The following is a 19,746-nucleotide window of genomic DNA, read 5'->3' as shown; positions in this document are numbered from 1 at the left end:
ATGCCGCAATATACCCCGCCCGTACGCGACACCCGCTTCGTGCTGGAGCATGTCGTCGGCCTTGACCGCTACGCCAATGTCGATGGTTTCGCCGCCGCCACCCCGGATACGGTCGATGCCGTGCTCGAGGAAGGCGGGCGCTTCGTCGCCGAGGTGATCTTCCCGCTCAACCAGTCGGGCGATCTGGAAGGCTGCACCCGCCACGACGACGGTAGCGTCACCACCCCGGCCGGCTTCAAGGAAGCCTATCAGAAGTTCGTCGAATCGGGCTGGGGCACGCTCAGCGCGCCCGAGGCGTTCGGCGGACAGGCGATGCCGCACGTCGTGTCGACCGCGTTCCAGGAATATCTGATCTCCGCGAACATGGCCTTCGCCATGTACCCGGGGCTGGCGCATGGCGCGATCGCCGCACTGGTGGTGAAGGGCAGCCCGGAGCAGCAGGCCAAGTACCTGCCCAAGATGGTGTCGGGCGAATGGGGCGGCACGATGAACCTGACGGAGCCGCAGTGCGGCACCGACCTGGGGCTGATCCGCACCAAGGCCGAGCCGCAGCCCGACGGCAGCTACGCCATCACCGGCACGAAGATCTTCATTTCGGCCGGCGAGCACGACCTGACCGACAACATCATCCATCTGGTGCTGGCCAAGACACCGGGCGCGCCGGACAGTTCGAAGGGCATCAGCCTGTTCGTGGTGCCCAAGGTGCTGGTCAACGACGACGGTTCGCTGGGCGATCGCAATGCGGTGTCGTGCGGCTCGATCGAACACAAGATGGGCATCCACGGCAATGCCACCTGCGTCATGAACTATGACGGCGCCAAGGGCTGGCTGGTCGGCGAGGAGATGAAGGGCCTGGCCGCGATGTTCATCATGATGAACGCCGCGCGGCTGGGCGTCGGTCTCCAGGGACTGGCGATCGCCGAGATCGCGTTCCAGAACGCGGTGCAATACGCCAAGGACCGCCGCCAGGGCCGCGCGCTGACCGGCCCGGCCGATCCGGGCGAGAAGGCCGATACGCTGTTCGTCCATCCCGACGTCCGCCGGATGCTGATGGAGGGCAAGGCGTGGATCGAGGGGCTGCGCGCGTTGTGCCTGTGGGGCGCGTTGCAGGTCGATCTGGAGCATAACGCCGGGACCGAGGAGGAGCGCCAGCTGGCCGGCGACCTGATCGGTCTGCTGACCCCGGTCATCAAGGGCGTCGGCACCGACAAGGGCTATGAGATCGCCACAAACGCCCAGCAGGTCTATGGCGGGCACGGCTACATCCAGGAATGGGGGATGGAGCAATATGTGCGCGATGCCCGCATCGCGATGATCTACGAAGGCACCAACGGCGTGCAGGCGATGGACCTGGCCGGGCGCAAGCTGGCGCAGAACGGCGGCCGTGCGGTGCAGGCGTTCGGCAAGCTGGTGATGGAGGAGATCGCGGCGGGCAAGCAGGACGAGGCGACAGCGGACTTCGCCGCCCGGCTGGAGAAGGCCGCCGGCGAGCTGCAGGGCGCGACCATGTGGTTCCTCGCCAACGGGATGAAGAACCCCAACAACATCGGCGCCGGCGCGGTGCCGTACATGCACCTCGTCGGGCTGGTCGCGGTCGGCCTGATGTGGCTGCGCATGGCCACGGCCGCGGCGAAGCTGAAGGCCGAGGGGCAGGGCGATGCCGCCTTCCTCGACGCCAAGCTGGTCACCGCGCGCTTCTTCGCCGAGCGGATCCTGCCGGACGCGGGCGCGCTGCGTCGCAAGATCGAGGGCGGCGCGGATGCGGTTATGGCGCTGCCGCCGGAAATGTTCGCCGCCGCCTGATCGGCGCGCGACGTCACGGGATCGGGCGGCCCCTGTTCGCGGGGGCCGCCCTTTTTCGCGCCTATTCGATCCGCGGGGTGGCTGCGGGCGATGGCGTCGCCTCGGGGGCGGGGGCGGCGCGCCGCACCCCGGCCAGCGTCACCGGCCCCTTTGGCGCAGGCGTCGCCTCGGCAGCGGGCGCCGGCTTGGCGGTGACGCGCCCGCGCATGCATTGCGTGGCCTGTCCGCGCGGGAATTGCTGGCAGTTCCACAGCATCCGGTCGAACCCGCCGTCACGATCCCGCAGATAGCTGAAGCCCATCGCCTGATACTGCTGCGGCGACATCATCATCGACGCGGGGATCAGCCGCTGGTCGATCCACCCCATGACCTTGCAGCGCGGTCGGTCGGCGCAGGTGCGTTGCGCCACCGCCGCGAACTCGTCCGGCCGGCGCGCGTCCAGCAATACGAAATAGGTGTCGGGTGCGTCCGCCAGCGCGCGCGGCGCCGCGCCGACCGCCACCTCACCCGAAGGCGCCCCGTCGCCCGCCGCCACGGGCAGCCCGTCCAGATAGGGCTGCGCTGCCGCCAGCGCGGTCGCCGCCTCGTCCAGCGCGCCGCCCAGCTTGTGCGCGTCCGACACATTGGCCAGTTTCGCCACGACCGGTTCCGCCGACGACACGTCGCGCCGGAACGCCGCGGGCGTTCCCCACCAGCCGGTCCAACGGAAGAACAGGTGCGTGTGCACCTCCGCGATCTTGTCCAGGCTGGCGCTCCAGTACGGCACTACCCAGTCGGTGTGGTAATGCGTGGCATAGCCCACGGGCGCGAAGACCGCGCCGCCCAGCGCATCGGCGGCGATCCGCCGCGCGCGGTCCCATGCGGGGGGCGACGGGATGCGCGCCAGCGCGCCGTCGCAGGTGAAGGTGAACTGGCAGCCGGTCGTCCGCTCCGCCCCCTGGAAGACCACCCCGCACACCGTCTTGGGAAAGGCCGGGTGACGCAGCCGGTTGAGCACCACCTGCACCACCGCGCGTTCGCCGACCGGGTCGTCGCCCGCCTCGTACCACGCCGCGGCGGCGAGACAGTCGGTGGCACGCGCGCGCTGCGCCTCGTCGCCGACGAAGCGGAACGGGCGCGCGGCGGGGTTCGGCCCGCGCACGAACGGGATGCTCGCGTTGTAGGTGCGCGCGTCCTGCGGGGTCAGGTCCTGCAGCTCCACCGGCTCGACGTCGGGTAGCTCGGTGGGCGCGACGACGCGTTGCGGGCGCTTCACCTTCGCCGCGATCGGGCGCGGCACCGCCGGCGCGTGCGACACCACCATCACGGGCAACGCAAGTGCGAGCGCCGCGATCCCGGACAGGACCGCGCGCACCCTCCAGCTCATATGGGTCAGATCAGCTCTCCGGCAGGAAATCCGGCACCGACAGGTAACGCTCGCCGGTGTCGTAGTTGAAGCCCAGCACGCGCGCGTCCTCGGGCAGGTCGGGCAGCTTCTGGAGGATCGCCGCCAGCGTCGCACCGGATGAGATGCCGACCAGCATCCCTTCCTCGCGCGCGGCGCGGCGCGCCATGTCCTTGGCCACCGCGGCATCCACCTCGATCACGCCGTCCAGCGCCTGGGTGTGCAGGTTGGCGGGGATGAAGCCCGCGCCGATGCCCTGGATCGGGTGCGGCCCGGGCTGACCGCCGGAAATGACCGGCGATGCCTGCGGCTCGACCGCGAAGACCTTCAGGTCCGGCCATTCCTTCTTCAGCGTCTCGGCGACGCCGGTGATGTGGCCACCGGTGCCCACGCCGGTGATGATGACGTCGATCGGCGTGTCGCGGAAATCGTTCAGGATCTCCTGCGCGGTGGTACGGACGTGGACGTCGACGTTGGCGGGGTTCTCGAACTGCTGCGGCATCCACGCGCCATCGGTCTGCTCGACCAGCTCCAGCGCGCGCTCGATCGCGCCCTTCATGCCCTTCTCGCGCGGGGTCAGGTCGAACTCGGCGCCATAGGCCAGCATCAGGCGGCGGCGCTCCAGGCTCATGCTTTCGGGCATGACCAGCACCAGCTTGTAGCCCTTCACCGCGGCGACCATCGCCAGCCCGATGCCGGTGTTGCCGCTGGTCGGCTCGATGATCGTGCCGCCGGGCTTCAGCTCGCCCGATGCCTCGGCCGCCTCGATCATCGCCAGCGCGATGCGATCCTTGATCGAGCCGCCGGGATTGCCGCGTTCCGACTTGATCCACACTTCCGACTCGGGGAACAGCTTGCGGACGCGGATATGCGGGGTGTTGCCGATCGTCTCCAGGATGGTCTGGGCCTTCATGGCTGCGCTACTCCGTGCAGTGGTTCGTGTTCGGGCATGGCAGGCGGATCAAACGTCCGCGCGCGCTTGAGTTCCGGGAACAGATACGCCCAGACGAGCGTGATGGCGATGGCCCCGACACCGCCGACGACGACCGCGCCGACCGGCCCGAGCAGCGATGCCATCAGCCCGCTTTCCGCCTCGCCCAGTTCGTTCGATGCCGAAATCGTCAGCTGTGACACCGCGCTCACCCGCCCGCGCATCGCATCGGGGGTGTGCAGCTGGATCAGCGAGGTGCGCACATAGACGGATACCATGTCCGCGCCCCCCGCGACGATCAGCGCGACCAGGCTGACCCAGAAGGACGTCGACAGGCCGAATGTCAGGATCGCCAGGCCGAACACCACTACCGACACCAGCATCTTGACGCCGACGTTGCTGGTCATCGGGCGGAAGGAGAAGAAGATCGCGGTCGTCGCCGCGCCGATCCCCATGCCCGCCGCCAGGAACCCCAGCCCGCTGGCGCCGACGTGCAGGATATCGCGGGCGTAGATCGGCAGCAGCGCGGTCGCCCCCGCCAGCAGCACCGCGAACAGGTCCAGCGTGATCGCCGCCAGCACCAGCCGGTTGCGCCGCACGTAGGAGAAACCGTCGAGGATACGCTGCAACGGGCGGCGGTCCTTCTGCGCCGGCGGCTGTGGCACCGGGCCGATCAGGAACATCAGCCCCAGCGCGACCGCCAGCAGTGCGGAGATGGTGGCATAGGCGACGTCGGGGTGGATCGCGAACAGCAGCCCGCCGACACTCGGCCCCGCGATCATCCCCGTTTGCCATGCGATCGAGGAGATCGCGATAGCGGTCGGCAGGCTCTCCTTGGGCACCAGATTGGGGGCGAGCGCGGAATAGGCCGGGCCGGCAAAGGCGCGCGCCACCCCCACCAGCACCGCAGCCAGGAACAGGAACGGCAGCGTCAACAGCCCCGCCCAGGTCAGGATGCCGAGCACCGCGGCATTGGCGACCAGCAGCGCCGTGGTGCCGCGGATGATCCAGCGCCGGTCGACGCTGTCGGCCACCAGCCCAACCAGCGGGGTCAGGACGAACAGGGGCACGAACTGTATCAGCCCGATCAGCCCCAGCATGAACGCGGCCTGCCGGATGTCCATCGTCGTGCGCGCGATGCCGTATACCTGCCATCCGATGATGATCGCCTGCGCGCTGATCGCGATCGTCCCGGAGAAGCGCGACAGCCAATAGGCGCGGAAGTTCGCGATCCGCAGCGGATGCACGGCGGGGGCGGGGGTCCGGTCCATCTGCCGCCGGCCTAGACCCGTGCCGAAACCCTTGCAAGTCGGTGGGGTTTGCAGTCTGCCGCGTGCCGCGACTATAGGCGCGCATCTCCCCAAGGAAACGAGGTTACGTCCATCGTGGCAAAAGCCCCCGCCCGCACCCAGCCAGCCGGCCCCGCAACGCCGCCAGCGGCCGATCCGACGAAGTCGAATCGCGAACGCCCCGCCGATCCGTCGCCCTATGCGGCGTCGAAGGAGGAGCTGCTGAAATTCTACGAGGACATGCTCCTCATCCGCCGGTTCGAGGAGAAGGCCGGGCAGCTGTACGGCCTGGGCCTGATCGGCGGCTTCTGCCACCTGTACATCGGGCAGGAAGCGGTCGCGGTCGGCCTGCAATCGGCGCTGACCGATAAAGATTCGGTCATCACCGGCTATCGCGACCACGGCCACATGCTGTTGTGCGGGATCCCGCCCAAGGACGTCATGGCCGAGTTGACGGGGCGCCAGGCCGGCATCTCGAAGGGCAAGGGCGGCTCGATGCACATGTTCAGTGTCGAGCATAAGTTCTACGGCGGCCACGGCATCGTCGGCGCGCAGGTGTCGCTCGGCGCCGGGCTGGCGTTCAGCCACAAGTACAATGGCGACGGCGGGGTGTGCCTGGCCTATTTCGGCGACGGCGCCGCCAACCAGGGGCAGGTGTACGAAAGCTTCAACATGGCCGAGCTGTGGAAGCTCCCGATCATCTTCGTGATCGAGAACAACCAATACGCCATGGGCACCAGCGTCAACCGCGCCTCGTCCGAGGACCAGCTGTATCGTCGCGGCGAAAGCTTCCGCATCCCCGGCCTGCAGATCGACGGCATGGACGTGCTGGCGGCCCGCGGCGCGGCGGAGGAGGCGCTGGCGTGGGTGCGCGCCGGCAAGGGGCCGATCATCCTGGAGATGAAGACCTATCGCTATCGCGGCCACTCGATGTCCGACCCGGCGAAATACCGCTCGCGCGACGAAGTTCAGGCGGTCCGCGACAAGTCCGACCCGATCGAGCATGTCAAGAAGCTGCTGATCGACGACCATGGCACCAAGGAAGACGAACTGAAGGCGATCGAGCAGACGATCCGCAAGCAGGTCAACGAAGCGGCCGATTTTGCCGAGAGCACGCCGGAGCCGGAGCCGGCGGAACTGTATACCGACGTTCTGGTGGAGAAGTACTGAGATGGCGATCGACATCAAGATGCCGGCGCTGTCGCCCACGATGGAGGAGGGCACGCTCGCCAAGTGGCTCGTCAAGGAAGGCGACGAGGTGAAGTCCGGCGACATCATGGCCGAGATCGAGACCGACAAGGCCACGATGGAATTCGAGGCGGTCGACGAGGGCGTCGTCGCGAAGATCCTTGTCGCCGAGGGGACCGACGGCGTGAAAGTCGGCGAGGTCATCATGCAGCTCGCCGGTGAGGGTGAGGACGCGTCCGCCGCCGCTTCCGCCGCGACCAAGGACGATTCGCCTGCGCCCGAGGCCAAGGCGGACGAGAAGAAGCCCGACGCGGTCGAGGACTCGGCGCACCCGGCGCAGGAGAAGGTCGAAACCGGCGCGCGCCAGATGTTCGAGGCCGCGCGCCACGACGCTGAGGTGTCCGATCCCGCGATTCCGGCCGGCACCGAGATGGTCAAGCAGACGCTGCGCGAGGCGCTGCGCGATGCGATGGCCGAGGAAATGCGCGCCGACGAGCGCGTGTTCGTGATGGGCGAGGAAGTCGCGCAATATCAGGGTGCGTACAAGGTCACGCAGGGCCTGCTCGACGAATTCGGCGACAAGCGCGTCATCGACACGCCGATCACCGAATATGGCTTTGCGGGCGTCGGCACGGGCGCGGCGATGGGCGGGCTGCGCCCGATCGTCGAGTTCATGACCTTCAACTTCGCGATGCAGGCGATCGACCACATCATCAATTCGGCCGCGAAGACCAACTACATGTCGGGCGGTCAGATGCGCTGCCCGATCGTGTTCCGCGGCCCCAACGGCGCGGCCAGCCGCGTCGGCGCGCAGCATTCGCAGAATTACGGCCCGTGGTATGCCTCCGTTCCAGGGCTGATTGTGATCGCGCCCTATGACGCGGCCGATGCCAAGGGGTTGCTGAAGGCGGCGATCCGCACGCAGGATCCGGTCGTCTTTCTCGAAAACGAGCTGCTCTATGGCCGCACGTTCGAGGTGCCGAAGCTCGACGACTGGGTGCTGCCGATCGGCAAGGCGCGGATCATGCGCGAGGGCCGTGACGTGACGATCGTCAGCTATTCGATCGGTGTCGGGCTGGCGCTGGAGGCGGCAGACAAGCTGGCGGGCGAGGGGATCGAGGCCGAGGTCGTCGACCTGCGCACGCTGCGCCCGCTCGACAAGGCGACCGTGCTCAGGAGCCTGGCCAAGACCAACCGGCTGGTGGTGGTCGAGGAAGGCTGGCCGACCTGCTCGATCGCGTCGGAAATCGCCGCGATCGCGATGGAGGATGGGTTCGACGACCTCGACGCGCCGGTGCTGCGCGTCACCAACGAGGACGTGCCGCTGCCCTATGCCGCCAACCTGGAGAAGCTGGCGCTGGTGTCGGCGGACAAGGTGATCGCGGCGGTGAAGAAGGTCTGCTATCGCTGACCGGCCCCGCGGCGGTTCGGCGCCGCGGATGACACGGCGCCCCGGCGGGTCCGCACCGCCGGGGCGTCGTCATGTCAGTCGGTGTACAGGTCGCAGGTCATCGGCGTCGCCTGCGGCGCCAGATTGATGATCCCCGATCGCAGCTCGCGGCTGTCGCGCACGACGAACGATGCGTTGGACCTGAGCTTCGTCGTGGCGACGAACATCGCCGGGATCAGCGGGCGGTATTCGTAGTTGATCTCGACGTACATCACCGCCGACGCCGGCGGCGCGGTGATCCGCGCGCTTGCCGGCCCGATGCCGGGGAAGCCGTTGCCGGCCACTCCCATCGTGTCGTTATATTGCGAATCCCAGCCGGCCCCGCGGCGCTTGCCCAGGCAGCGCTGCCAGTGGATCCACTGTCCCCCGTCGCTGTTCTGCTCCAGGCTGCTCAGCGTCACGCGGGCCTGTTCCCCCAGGTTGAGCTGTGGGGTCTGCAGCCGCAGCCCCTGGAAGATGTCGTTGACGTCGACCTCGCGCAGTTGCTGCGTACCCGAGCTGGTATCCACGCCCACGCGAGAGGCATTGTCCGCTAGGTTGAGCGCCGCCTGGCTCAACCGCATCTGCGTCAAGGCGTAAAAGGACAGGTCGGTCCCCGTCAGTCCCAATGGCACGACGATCGGCAGCGCCAGCGCGAATTCGAGGAAGGCGACACCGCTGCGCGACCGTGCCAGCCGACGCAGCAGGCGGCGTCCGCGCAGAAGCCGGATCCGGGCGTGGCGGCGGTCGATCAACTGCATATCTGCTGCACCGGGGTGACGGTCTGCGTGCCGAACGGCTGGTTCTTGAAGACCGTGGTGGACGAAAGCGCGACCTCGTTCGACATCACGCCGTTGATCGGGATCAGCGGGAAGGGCTGGCTGTAGGCGACGTGCGCGGTATAGACCGTAATGTCGTTGGGGCCGCCGATCGTGCTGATCACCGGATCGGTATCCCAGATGCCGTTGTGGTTGACGTCGTCGAAACATTCGCCGGGATCGCGTAGATGATTGCCGTTGGCGTCAACGAACCGCTCGGGCGCGATTGCCGAAAAGCTGCTGTAGCTCTTCTGGTCATGCGTCACACTTGCCTGCGGCATCACCGCGCGCACCATCGCCGTGACCTTGTCGTGTATCGCGTCGACCGACGCCTGGGTGCCTCCCTCCAGCGTCAGGTCGCGGCCGGCGCGCTGCACCGCCCCTGTCAGTACCGACTGGACGTAGACCTGGAAACACAGATCGAACAGCGAGAACAGCATCAGCAGCATGACCGGCAGCAGCAGCGCGAACTCGATGATCGTCGCGCCGCGCCGGTCGCGCGCCAGCCGCGGAAAACCGCCCGTCACTTCGACACCCGCAGGCGCGCAATCTGTGTCGCGATGTTGCGGAACGAATCGTTGAGAGCACCGGCGTCGTTGGCCTGGAACGCCTTCCCCTCGTTGGCGCAGTTCGACAGCATCGTGCTCAGCGAGGTGCCGTAGGCGATAACCCACACCGTCATTCCCTTGCGCTTGGCTTCGGTGCACAGCGCGCCCAGTCGATTGGCGACGATCGTGTTCTGATCGCTGTCGCTAGGCGTGCTGGCGGTGCTGGTGCGGCGGCGATCGAGCGCCGACAGGCCATAGGCGTCGTACACGCCGACCCGCGTGTCCGTGCCACCGTCGGTCATGAAGATGATGTGGCGGTCGATGTCGCCGCCGTTGGGGGCGCTGGTGTTATCGCCGGCGAAGATGCCGCTCTTCGACAGCAGCCGCGCCCCCCACACGAAACCGATGTCGTGATAGGTGTACCCGCGCGGCTGGAGGCTGTTGAGATAGGTGTTCAGGTCGCTGCGCGTTATGCCGTTCAGTCGCCGCGCCGCCGTCGGGCAAGCGGCGTTGTCATAGTAATTCCACAGCCCCTGGGTGTTCGAATTCGACGGCCAGTCGGGATAGTACCAGTTGTTCATCCCCTTGCGGGTGTAGACCAGCCGGGGAAGGAACGGCTTCCACTGCGTTTCGGGGCGCGCCGGATCGGGCACCATGTCGATGTTCATGTCGTAAGCGTCTTCGGGGATCGACGGATAGGTCGTCTGCCGCACCGTCTGGCGTTCCTCGATGCACGCGTTTGCGGCGTTCCAGGTGACGGTGACATCGCCCTGCGTGTCGCTGAACATCGGATAGGTCACGACCCCGCCCACCACCGCCCCGTCGGTGCCGACCGCCTTGAACCCCGAAACCGGAAACTCGACAGGCTTGTAGATCCAGCTGTAGGTGGGGTTGGACGTCGTCGTGCAGTTCCTGGTGCACGGCTTTTCCGTGCGGGTGCGGGTCTGGACGTAATTGTTCCAGACGCGCTTGGTGATCGTGCACAGTCCGCCGGAGAAGGAGGAGCTGTATTGCGTGCCGTTGATCGTCTGCGTCTGTTCGTACACCTTGGTGGTGCCGTCCTGACTGATCAGCTTTTCGACGGTCGGGCTGGAGAAATTCTCGTTCGCGGGCGTCGGGCATGATTCCCCGCGGGACGAGGACGTGGTGGTCACTACCGACCCGGACGTGTTCTTCCAACCGGAATAGCTGTTGTCGGTGGTGCGCGTGGTGCTACCGCCGGGGGTGCTGCCATTTTGCACCCGCGACTGATAGGTCCATCGGTCCACGAGCCATTCGGGCCGCAGCAGCGTACCGACGTTGACCGTGCTGGAATAAGGGACGAACCCATAGCGCACCCGCGTCGTCGCGCGTTTCGCCGCCTCGATCGTGTCGTAGAAGCTGAGGACCGCGGTGCGCAGCCCGGCGATCTTGCTCACCGTATCGCCGGGGTTGGTGTCACCCATCGACCCGGTGGTGTCGAGGACGAACATGATGTCGAGGTTCGGGATCTCCAGTTTGGCTTGGCACGACACGTTCAGCGTGATCGGCCGGGCGCCGATCACCGCGCTCAGCGTCATCGGCACGGTCGTGGCCGCGACGCCGCGCACCTGCCCGTCCGACAGCACCGACGGGTTGAAGCTGGTCGTCTCTGCGCCGAACATGCCGTCGCGGAAGTTGTTGTTGAAGAATTCGTTGGCGCGCGCGGTCGAGGCACTGTCCAGCGTCTGGCCGGTCATGAACTTGCGCCCCGCCAGCGCGCCGGCGTCGCACGCCTGCTGCAACCGACTCTTGACGTAGTACAGCCGCGCCATGTCCATCGCCGAACCCGCCACCGCGATCAGCGGGATCAGGGCAAACGCCATGATTGCCAGCGTATTGGCAGCCTGGTTGCGGCCCAGGCGGCTCAGGAAACCGGCGGTCTGCGCCTTGCGGCCAAACAGGAACTGCAGCATGTCCTTCGTCGCGCCTCGCATCGTCAGCATGCCGCGATACGGGCTTCTGGATAACAATTGGTTTAGTGGCGCATGCCCTTGACGACCGACGATCTTTTCCGGCCGGATGGCGTGGCCGAACGGGCGCTGGCGCTATCCTACGCCGATGTGCGCCATCGCGCGGCGCTCGAGTCGCTGCTCGCGCTCGACGATGCGTTGGCGCAGGTGCTGCGCACCACCACCACGCCGGCGGTCGGGCAATTGCGGCTAGCGTGGTGGCGCGAGGCACTGGCCGCGCTCGACCACGCACCGCCCCCCGCGCAACCGGTGCTGGAGCGGCTGGCCGCCCACCTGCTGCGCCATGACGTCACCGGCGCGATGCTGGTTCCGATCGTCCACGGCTGGGAGGTGCTGGTCGAGGAAGAGGTGCTGGGCGCCCCCGCGATCGCGCGCTATGCTGCGGGCCGCGCGCAGCTGTTCGTCGTCGCGGGCCGCGTGTGGGGCCACGCTGACGATCCCCGGCTGGACGCCGCCGGGCGGGGCTGGGCGCTGGCCGACCTGTCGCGCCACCTGAGCCGCCCGGATGACGCCGCGGAGGCGAAACGGCAGGCGCAAGCCGCCTTCGCCTCCGTCGCGGACGGCGCGCGCTGGCCCACCGCGCTGCGCAGCCTCGGCGCGCTGGCGCGGTCCGCACGGCTGGATCTGGATGGCCGCGATCCTGCGGGGCACCCGCGCCGTGCCGCGCGCCTGTTGTGGCATCGCCTGACCGGGCGTTGACGCTGGCGTCGCACGTCGCCTAGCCATTGGCGGTCGGGCAGGGGGCTATGGGCATGTGGCGTTATCTGGTGGGCGGTATCGGCGGCGTGGCGATGGTTGCCGGTGGCTGGCTGATGTGGAACGGCGCGGCGCCATCGGCGCATGGCGTCACCGCTCTGTCCTCGCCGGCGATGGCCGCGACCACCGCGCCGGCGCCGCAGGATGCGCCCGCCGTGCTGCCCGAGGCGCCCGAGCGATCGCGCGAGCAGAAGCGGTTCGACCGCTATGACAAGGATCGCGACGCGCGGATCACGCGCGAGGAATATCTGGCGTCACGGCGCAAGGCGTTCGCGAAGCTCGATACCGACGGCGACGGGCGGCTGTCGTTCGACGAATGGTCGATCAAGATCCGCGAACGCTTCGCCACCGCCGACCGCGATCGTTCCGGCACGCTGACCGCCGCCGAATTCGCCACCACCGCCCCGAAACGAAGGGTGCCGCGCCCCGCCTGCCGCTGCCCTGAAGCGCCGCCGGCGGCCGACGACTAGAGCGGGATTCACCCTGAACCCCGTATCGAAGCACTGCCCTTCGACACGCCGTTCGGCGTCGCGCAACGGCTCCGCCGGGCGAACGGAGGCGTCCGCCCAACCCCGGCGCCCCTCCCGCTTACGCCGCCAGCCACTCCGACAGCGCCGCGCGCGCGCGGTCGGTGTACATCTTCTTGCGATCGGCCTTCTTCGTGCGGCCCGGTATCGGCGGAAACAGCCCGAAATTGACGTTCATCGGCTGGTACGTCTCCGCCTCCGCCGCGCCGGTGATATGCGTCAGCAGCGCCCCCAGCGCGGTTTCCACCGGCGGCGGCGCCAACGTCCGCCCGGTCAGTTCCGCCGCGGCGAACCGCCCCGCGATCAGCCCGATCGACGCGCTTTCGATATAGCCTTCGCACCCCGTGATCTGCCCCGCGAAGCGCACATTGGGCCGCGAGCGCAGCCGCAGCGTGGCGTCGAGTAGTTCGGGGGAACGCAGGAAGGTGTTGCGGTGCAATCCGCCCAGCCGCGCGAATTCCGCCTTCTCCAGTCCGGGGATGGTGCGGAACAGCCGCACCTGCTCGGCATGTTTCAGCTTCGTCTGGAACCCGACGATGTTCCACAGCGTGCCGTGGGCATTGTCCTGGCGCAGCTGCACCGCGGCATAGGGCCAGCGCCCGGTGCGCGGATCGTCCAGCCCGACACCCTTCATCGGGCCGAAGCGCAGTGTCTCCACCCCGCGCTCGGCCATCACCTCGATCGGCATGCAGCCTTCGAAATAGGGGACGTTCTCCCACTCGCGATATTCGGTCTTCTCGCCGGCGATCAGTGCCGCGACGAAGGCGTGATACTGTTCCTTATCCAGCGGACAGTTGATGTAATCGGTGCCGTCGCCCTTGCCCCAGCGCGACTGGAACCAGGCGACGTCCATGTCGATCGTGTCGCGGTGGACGATCGGCGCGATCGCATCGAAGAAGGCAAGCGCGTCCTTGCCGGTTTCCTGCGCGATACTGTCGGACAGCGCCGGCGCAGTCAGCGGCCCGGTCGCGATGATCGCCGGCCCCTCCGGCAGCGTGTCGACCCGTTCGCGCACGATCGTGATATTCGGATGCGCGGCGATCGCGGCGGTGACCCCCGTCGAAAAGCCGTCGCGATCCACCGCCAGCGCGCTGCCCGCGGGCACGCGATGCCGGTCGCCCTCGCGCATGATGAGCGAGCCGAGCGCGCGCATCTCCTGATGCAGCAGGCCCACCGCATTGCTGTCCGCGTCGTCGGACCGGAAGCTGTTCGAACACACCAGTTCGGCCAGGCTGTCGCCGTGATGCGCCGGCGTCATCTCGCCCGCCCCGCGCATTTCCGACAGCCGCACCGTCAGCCCCGCCTCGGCCAGTTGCCAAGCCGCCTCCGAACCGGCGAGCCCGCCGCCGATCACCTGAATGTCATACGTCATCCGCGCGGCTCTACGGCGCGGCCGGGATGCGGGCAACCGCGGCGGCCCGGTGGTCTTCCTTTATGCGCCAGCCTCCCCATGTCGGATCGATGACGATCTATACCATCGGCTACGAAGCCACCACGATGGCCGAGTTCATCGCCGCGCTGCACCGCGCGGGCGTGCGGCGCGTCATCGACGTGCGCGCACTGCCGCTGTCGCGCCGCCCCGGCTTCTCCAAGTCCACGCTCGCCGCCTCGCTTGCAGAGGCCGGGATCGGCTACGTCCACCTCAAGGCCCTCGGCACCCCCAAGCGCGGCCGCGACGCGGCGAAGAAAGGCGACGTGGCGACGCTGACGCAAGTGTACGATGCGCAGCTGGAGCTGCCCGAAGCGCAGGCGCAGGCCGCGCAGATGCTGGCGCTGGCCGACGAACTGCCCAGCGCACTGCTCTGCTACGAACGCGACCCGTGCCACTGCCACCGGACGTTGCTGTTGCAGGCGGTGGGCGAGGGACGGGAGGTCGTCGACCTCTACGCCTGACCCGGAGCAAATGTCATCCCGGCGAAAGCTGCGATCTCCCGCGATAGCGCACGACCACCGCAGAAGGCCCCAGCCTAGGCTGGAGTGCCGCCCTTACCCAGCTATCGGCAACCGCACCGTCCCGTCAGCGTCGCGCATCAGCGGGCCGTAGGCGATTGCTGTTTCCAGCAGCATCGGCGCGTAGAGGTGCGGGAACAGCTGACCGCCGCGCGACGGTTCCCAGCGTATCGCGTCGCCATGCGCGGCCAGGTCCACCGCCACGACATGCAGGTCGTGCTGCCCGGCGAAATGCTTGTCGACCGTCTCGGTCAGCTGCGCGGCAGTGGACAAATGGATGTAGCCGTCCGCGACGTCGATCGGCGCGCCCGCGAAGGTGCCGTCGCCCTGCAACGCCGCCATCTGCTCTGCGGTCAGCACCTTGTACGCGGTCAGCGGGCGTTCGGCGGCGGTCACTGCCCGTCCTCAGGCCCGGCGGCGGCGTCGTCGCCGATCGTCGCGCCGTCGTCGGGTGCGGTCAGCGTGTCGCCGGTCAGTTCCTGCGCCACCAGTTCCTCGGCCGCATCCTCGGGTTCCGGCTCCTCGTCGATCCGCGCGGCGGACACGACATGTTCGTCGTTGGCGACGTTGAACAGCCGCACGCCGGCCGAGCCGCGGCCGATCACGCGCAGCGAGGCGAGCGGCATGCGGATCATCTTCGCCTGATCCGTGACAAGCATCAGCTGCTCCGCCTTGGTCGACGGGAAGCTGGCGACGACAGGGCCGTTACGCGCGATATTGTCGATGTTGGTGATGCCCTGCCCACCACGCCCGGTGCGGCGATATTCGTAGGCGGAACTGATCTTGCCATAACCGTTGGCGCAGACCGTCAGGATGAACTGCTCGCGCGCGCGCAACCGCTCGAAATCGAGCGCGTCCATCGTCAGCTCGCCGTCGCGTTCCTTCCAAGGGGCGTTGCGCAGATAGGTTTCGCGCAATTCGGCGTCGGCATCGACGCGGTGCAGCACCGACAGCGAGATCACCTCGTCCCCGCCCTTCAGCGCGATGCCGCGCACGCCGGTGGAATTGCGGCTCTGGAATTCGCGCACCTCGTCCGCGGCGAAGCGGATCGCCTTGCCGCTGCGCGTTGCCAGCAGCACGTCGTCGCCCTCGTCCAGCAGCGCGACGCCGATCAGCCGGTCGTCGGCGTCCTCGCCTTCGAACTTCATCGCGATCTTGCCGTTCGACGGCACGTTGGTGAACGCATCCATGCTGTTGCGCCGCACCGATCCCTTGGCGGTGGCGAACATGACGTGCAGCTTGCCCCAGTCGGCCTCGTCCTCCGGCAGCGGCAGGACGGTGGAGATCGTCTCCCCCTGTTCCAGCGGCAAGAGGTTGATCATCGGCCGCCCGCGCGTCGCCGGCCCGCCTTCGGGCAGGCGCCACACCTTCATGCGGTACACGCGGCCCAGGGTGGAGAAGAACAGCACCGGCGTGTGCGTCGAAGTGACGAACAGCTTGGTGACCACGTCCTCGTCCTTGGTCGCCATCGCGCTGCGGCCCTTGCCGCCGCGCGCCTGCGCACGAAAGGCGTCGAGCGGGGTGCGCTTGATGTAGCCGGCCATGGTCACCGTGACGACCATGTCCTCGCGCTCGATCAGATCCTCGTCATCGATGCCGTCCGCCGCGGCGGCGATCTCGGTGCGGCGCGGCGTCGCGAACTGTTCGCGCACGTCGCGGAATTCCTGCCGCATCACCGCGTACAGTTTCACGCGGTCGGACAGGATCGCCAGCAATTCGGCGATCGAATCGGCCAGCGTCTTCAATTCCTCGCCGATCTCGTCGCGGCCCAGCGCGGTCAGGCGGTGCAGGCGCAGATCCAGGATCGCACGCACCTGAATCTCGCTCAGGCGATAGGTGTCGCCGTCATGGTCGGTCTCCAGCGCCTCGACCAGCCGCAGATAGCCGGCGATCTCCGCCACCGGCCATTCGCGCGCCAGCAGCTTCGCGCGCGCCTCCGCCGGGCTGGCGGAACCGCGGATCATCCGCACCACCTCGTCCAGGTTGGTGACCGCGATCACCAGCCCCAGCAATATATGCGCCCGCTCGCGCGCCTTGTTCAGCTCGAACTTGGAACGCCGCGTGATGACCTGTTCGCGGAAGGTGACGAACGCGGCGATGATATCGCGCAGGTTCAGCAGTTCGGGGCGCCCGCCGCGGATCGCCAGCATGTTCGCGGGGAACGATCCTTGCGCCGGGGTGTGGCGCCACAGCTGGTTCAGCACCACCTCCGGCGTCGCTTCGCGCTTCAGGTCGATGACGATCCGTACGCCTTCGCGGTTCGATTCGTCGCGAATGTCGCTGACGCCCTCGATGCGCTTGTCCTTGGCAGCCTCGGCGATCTTCTCGACCAGCGCATTCTTGCCCTGCTGGTACGGAATTTCCGTGAGGACGATCGACGTGCGGTCGCCGCGCCCCGTCTCGATCAGGTGGCGGCTGCGCACGATCACCGATCCGCGGCCGGTTTCATAGGCGGAGCGCGCACCCGCGCGGCCCAGGATGATCGCGCCGGTTGGGAAATCCGGACCGGGGACGATCTCCATCAGTTCCTCGGTCGTGATCGCGCCGTTGTCGAGATAGGCCAGGCACGCATCCACCACCTCGCCCAGATTGTGCGGCGGGATGTTGGTGGCCATGCCGACCGCAATGCCGCCCGCGCCGTTGACCAGCAGGTTCGGGAAGCGTGCCGGCAGCACCTGCGGCTCGCGTTCGGAACCGTCGTAGTTCGGCTGGAAATCGACGGTGTCCTTGTCGAGATCCTCCAGCAGGAAATTCGCCGCCTTGGCCAGCCGCGCCTCGGTATAGCGCATCGCGGCGGGCGGATCGGGGTCCATCGAACCGAAGTTGCCCTGGCCGTCGATCAACGGCACGCGCATCGACCAGTCCTGTGTCATGCGCGCCAATGCGTCGTAGATCGCGGTGTCGCCGTGTGGGTGGTATTTACCGATCACGTCACCGACGATGCGCGCCGACTTGCGAAAGGGCCGGTTGTAGAAGAAGCCGCTTTCGTTGGCGGAAAACAGGATGCGCCGGTGCACCGGCTTCAGCCCGTCGCGCACGTCGGGCAGCGCGCGCGCGACGATCACGCTCATCGCGTAATCCAGGTAACTGGTCTTCATCTCCTCGACGATGGAGATGGGGGCGATATCGGAAGGGTCCGCCACGGCGGTTTCGTCGCTCAACGCTTCGCTTTCGTGTGTGTCAGGTAATCGTACTGCACTAGCGGGGCGTTGCGGCGATGGCCACCCCCGCGCGCGGCGCGTGCGCGGGGGTGGCCCGGGCCGGGATTACTTCCGGCAGGCGGCCTTCGCGGCGTTGCCGGGCTTGCGGCAATCGTAGGTGACGGTCTTGCCCGTGGAAGTCCTGGTCGTGACCATATGGCCCCCCGGCGCGGGGCGGGTCGTGGCGGCCGCGGTGCGGGTCATCACGGTCGCCTTCTTCGCGCCGGTCGGGCTGGTCGTGGTGGTCGTCCGCTGGTGCTGCACGACATGCGCCGCGGCCGGCTTTGCCGGCGTCGTCGCGGCGACCGCCGCACCAGCGGACATCAGCGCGCCGGCGGTGAGAATCGCGAACGGAAGGTTCCTGGTCATCGCATCTGCTCCTGTCAGGGCGCCCCTCTCATGGGGATGCCGTGGGAAAGCGTTATCGGCCGCGCCGGTGTTCGCCGCGATGGCCGCGACATGACCGATCGGTCATGTCGGTCAGGCGGGGATCTCCGCGCCGTCCCACGCGAAATGCCGCCCGCTGTCGGTCGGCTTCAACCCGTCGATCACGTCCAGCAGCTGCACCGCCGCGCGGTCGGGCCGGAACAGGTCGCGGCCGGATTGCTGGAACGGCTTTGACAGCCCCGTATCGACCGTGCCGGGGTGTAGCGCCACCACGATGCCGCGGTCGTTGCGGCGCTTGTCCTCGATCGACAGCGTGCGCACCAGCTGGTTCAGCGCCGCCTTCGCCGCGCGATAGCCGTACCAGCCGCCCAGCCGGTTGTCGCCGATGCTGCCGACGCGCGCGGACAGCACCGCGAACACCGACCGCCCGGTACGCGGCATGATCGGAAGGAAATGCTTGGCGACGATCGCCGGGCCGATCGCATTGACCGCATATTGCTCCGCCAGCCATGCCGGATCCAGCTCGCGGATCGACTTTTCCGGCCCGCACCCGTCACGGTGCAGCATCCCGGTGGCGACGATCACCAGCTCGGGCGTACCGACCCGCGCGGCCGCGGCGGCGATCGTCGCCTCGTCGGTCAGGTCCAGGTCGGGGCGCGACAGCCGCACGACGTCGGCGTCTTCCTCCGCCAGCGCATTGGCCAGCGCCGCGCCTATCCCGCCCGACGCGCCGATCACCACCGCGCGCATCACGCCGTCCGCCCGAACGTCCAGCGCGCGTCGTCGCTCGCCCCCGCATCGAAGCGATAGCCGTCGGTGTCGAACCCCTTCATCGCATCGATATCGGTCACGTGATGCTCGACCATCCAGCGCGCCATCATCCCGCGCGCCTTCTTGGCGTGGAAACTGATGAAGCGCCCGTCCACCTCGCGGAAATCGACCGCGACCACGCGGATGCCGGCGGGCAGCTTGCCCTCGACCGCGTCCCAATATTCCTGGCTGGCCAGGTTCAGGACCGTGCCCGTTCCCTCCGCCGCGACGTCGTGCGCCAGCGCGTCGGCAATGCGCGTGCCCCACCAGTCGGTCAGCTTCCGGTGCCGCGGCGCCCAGCGCGTACCCATCTCCAGCCGATAGGGCCGCATCCCGTCCAGCGGCCGCAACAGCCCGTACAGCCCGGACAACAGCCGCAGGTGATGCTGCGCAAAGCGTACCGCCGGTTCGTCCAGCGACGCGGCGTCCAGCCCGGTGTAGACGTCGCCGTCAAACGTATAGAGCGCCGGCCGCTCCTCCGCATCGTCGAAGTCGCGGAACCGGTCGGCGTTGAGCTTCGCCAGCGCGGGGGAAATCTTCATCAGCTCGGACAGTCGCTTCTGCGTCAGGTGCGACGCTGCCTTCGCCAGCGTCGCCGCCTCGTCCGCGAACCGCGCGGGGGTGGCGGGGAAGGGGGGCGGGGTGGTCAGGTCCAGCGTCTTGGCGGGGGAAAGCACGGCGATCATGCGCGGTGCCGTATCGCGCACCACCCGCACGTTCAATCGCGGTTCAGCG

18 protein-coding genes are annotated in these 19,746 nt (G+C 68.0%); 6 read left to right on the top strand and 12 right to left on the bottom strand.

The annotated features are described in order from the left end of the window. Complete coding sequence (locus tag COA17_RS12080) at positions 1-1,803, top strand: acyl-CoA dehydrogenase C-terminal domain-containing protein (RefSeq protein WP_066490630.1); 1,803 nt, start codon at positions 1-3, stop codon at positions 1,801-1,803. Positions 1,804-1,864: 61 nt separating this feature from the next. Here the strand turns inward: COA17_RS12080 and COA17_RS12075 are convergent, their stop codons facing one another. The 3 genes from COA17_RS12075 to COA17_RS12065 are packed head-to-tail and all read right to left on the bottom strand — an operon-like array spanning position 1,865 to position 5,389. After that, positions 1,865-3,157, bottom strand: a complete 1,293-nt coding sequence (locus COA17_RS12075) for a cell wall hydrolase (protein WP_245857744.1) — start codon at positions 3,155-3,157, stop codon at positions 1,865-1,867. 22 nt (positions 3,158-3,179) lie between these two features. After that, positions 3,180-4,100, bottom strand: a complete 921-nt coding sequence (cysK, locus tag COA17_RS12070) for a cysteine synthase A (RefSeq protein ID WP_096612691.1) — start codon at positions 4,098-4,100, stop codon at positions 3,180-3,182. Further along, complete coding sequence (locus COA17_RS12065) at positions 4,097-5,389, bottom strand: MFS transporter (protein ID WP_096612689.1); 1,293 nt, start codon at positions 5,387-5,389, stop codon at positions 4,097-4,099. The genes cysK and COA17_RS12065 overlap by 4 nt, the downstream gene beginning before the upstream one ends. 114 nt (positions 5,390-5,503) lie before the next feature. Here COA17_RS12065 and pdhA point away from each other — a divergent pair, with 114 nt between their 5' ends. Next, positions 5,504-6,577 (top strand): pyruvate dehydrogenase (acetyl-transferring) E1 component subunit alpha, encoded by a 1,074-nt coding sequence (gene pdhA, locus COA17_RS12060; RefSeq protein ID WP_066489555.1) that lies wholly within the window; start codon positions 5,504-5,506, stop codon positions 6,575-6,577. Between the two features lies 1 nt (position 6,578). Then, positions 6,579-8,006, top strand: a complete 1,428-nt coding sequence (locus COA17_RS12055; RefSeq protein WP_096612687.1) for a pyruvate dehydrogenase complex E1 component subunit beta — start codon at positions 6,579-6,581, stop codon at positions 8,004-8,006. Between the two features lie 74 nt (positions 8,007-8,080). Here the strand turns inward: COA17_RS12055 and COA17_RS12050 are convergent, their stop codons facing one another. From COA17_RS12050 to COA17_RS12040, 3 genes are read right to left on the bottom strand one after another with little or no spacing between them, the layout of a single operon-like run. After that, positions 8,081-8,785, bottom strand: a complete 705-nt coding sequence (locus COA17_RS12050; protein WP_245857741.1) for a TadE/TadG family type IV pilus assembly protein — start codon at positions 8,783-8,785, stop codon at positions 8,081-8,083. Beyond that, entirely contained in the window at positions 8,776-9,369 is a 594-nt protein-coding gene (locus COA17_RS12045; RefSeq protein WP_096612685.1) for a TadE/TadG family type IV pilus assembly protein, read from the bottom strand. Before COA17_RS12045 ends, COA17_RS12050 begins: the two co-directional genes overlap by 10 nt. Next, complete coding sequence (locus COA17_RS12040) at positions 9,366-11,354, bottom strand: TadE/TadG family type IV pilus assembly protein (protein WP_096612683.1); 1,989 nt, start codon at positions 11,352-11,354, stop codon at positions 9,366-9,368. Before COA17_RS12040 ends, COA17_RS12045 begins: the two co-directional genes overlap by 4 nt. Positions 11,355-11,396: 42 nt before the next feature. On the opposite strand from COA17_RS12040, the gene COA17_RS12035 reads away from it, so the two are divergent. Next, complete coding sequence (locus COA17_RS12035) at positions 11,397-12,080, top strand: hypothetical protein (protein WP_096612681.1); 684 nt, start codon at positions 11,397-11,399, stop codon at positions 12,078-12,080. Between the two features lie 53 nt (positions 12,081-12,133). Beyond that, positions 12,134-12,607, top strand: a complete 474-nt coding sequence (locus COA17_RS12030) for an EF-hand domain-containing protein (protein ID WP_096612779.1) — start codon at positions 12,134-12,136, stop codon at positions 12,605-12,607. 118 nt (positions 12,608-12,725) lie between these two features. On the opposite strand, the gene trmFO is transcribed toward COA17_RS12030, so the two are convergent. Then, a complete protein-coding gene (trmFO, locus tag COA17_RS12025) occupies positions 12,726-14,036 on the bottom strand; it encodes a methylenetetrahydrofolate--tRNA-(uracil(54)-C(5))-methyltransferase (FADH(2)-oxidizing) TrmFO (RefSeq protein WP_096612679.1) in 1,311 nt (436 codons plus the stop codon). A gap of 89 nt (positions 14,037-14,125) precedes the next feature. Here trmFO and COA17_RS12020 point away from each other — a divergent pair, with 89 nt between their 5' ends. Beyond that, positions 14,126-14,557 (top strand): DUF488 domain-containing protein, encoded by a 432-nt coding sequence (locus COA17_RS12020; protein ID WP_096612678.1) that lies wholly within the window; start codon positions 14,126-14,128, stop codon positions 14,555-14,557. 93 nt (positions 14,558-14,650) lie between these two features. Here COA17_RS12020 and COA17_RS12015 read toward each other — a convergent pair whose 3' ends face one another. The 5 genes from COA17_RS12015 to yaaA form a co-directional block, all read right to left on the bottom strand. Further along, positions 14,651-15,010 (bottom strand): DUF952 domain-containing protein, encoded by a 360-nt coding sequence (locus COA17_RS12015; RefSeq protein WP_342746870.1) that lies wholly within the window; start codon positions 15,008-15,010, stop codon positions 14,651-14,653. After that, positions 15,007-17,775, bottom strand: coding sequence for a DNA gyrase subunit A (gene gyrA / locus COA17_RS12010; RefSeq protein ID WP_066489581.1), 2,769 nt, complete (start codon positions 17,773-17,775; stop codon positions 15,007-15,009). Before gyrA ends, COA17_RS12015 begins: the two co-directional genes overlap by 4 nt. Before the next feature lie 105 nt (positions 17,776-17,880). Next, positions 17,881-18,183, bottom strand: coding sequence for a hypothetical protein (locus tag COA17_RS12005; protein ID WP_066489583.1), 303 nt, complete (start codon positions 18,181-18,183; stop codon positions 17,881-17,883). 111 nt (positions 18,184-18,294) lie between these two features. Then, entirely contained in the window at positions 18,295-18,951 is a 657-nt protein-coding gene (locus COA17_RS12000) for an SDR family NAD(P)-dependent oxidoreductase (RefSeq protein WP_096612676.1), read from the bottom strand. Further along, entirely contained in the window at positions 18,951-19,697 is a 747-nt protein-coding gene (gene yaaA / locus COA17_RS11995; RefSeq protein WP_096612775.1) for a peroxide stress protein YaaA, read from the bottom strand. The genes COA17_RS12000 and yaaA overlap by 1 nt, the downstream gene beginning before the upstream one ends. Positions 19,698-19,746 lie beyond the last annotated feature (49 nt).

The organism is Sphingomonas ginsenosidimutans, assembly GCF_002374835.1.
Lineage (GTDB): Bacteria > Pseudomonadota > Alphaproteobacteria > Sphingomonadales > Sphingomonadaceae > Sphingomonas > Sphingomonas ginsenosidimutans.
Note: the sequence above shows the minus strand (reverse complement) of the source record. Positions and strands in the feature narration are given on the sequence as shown.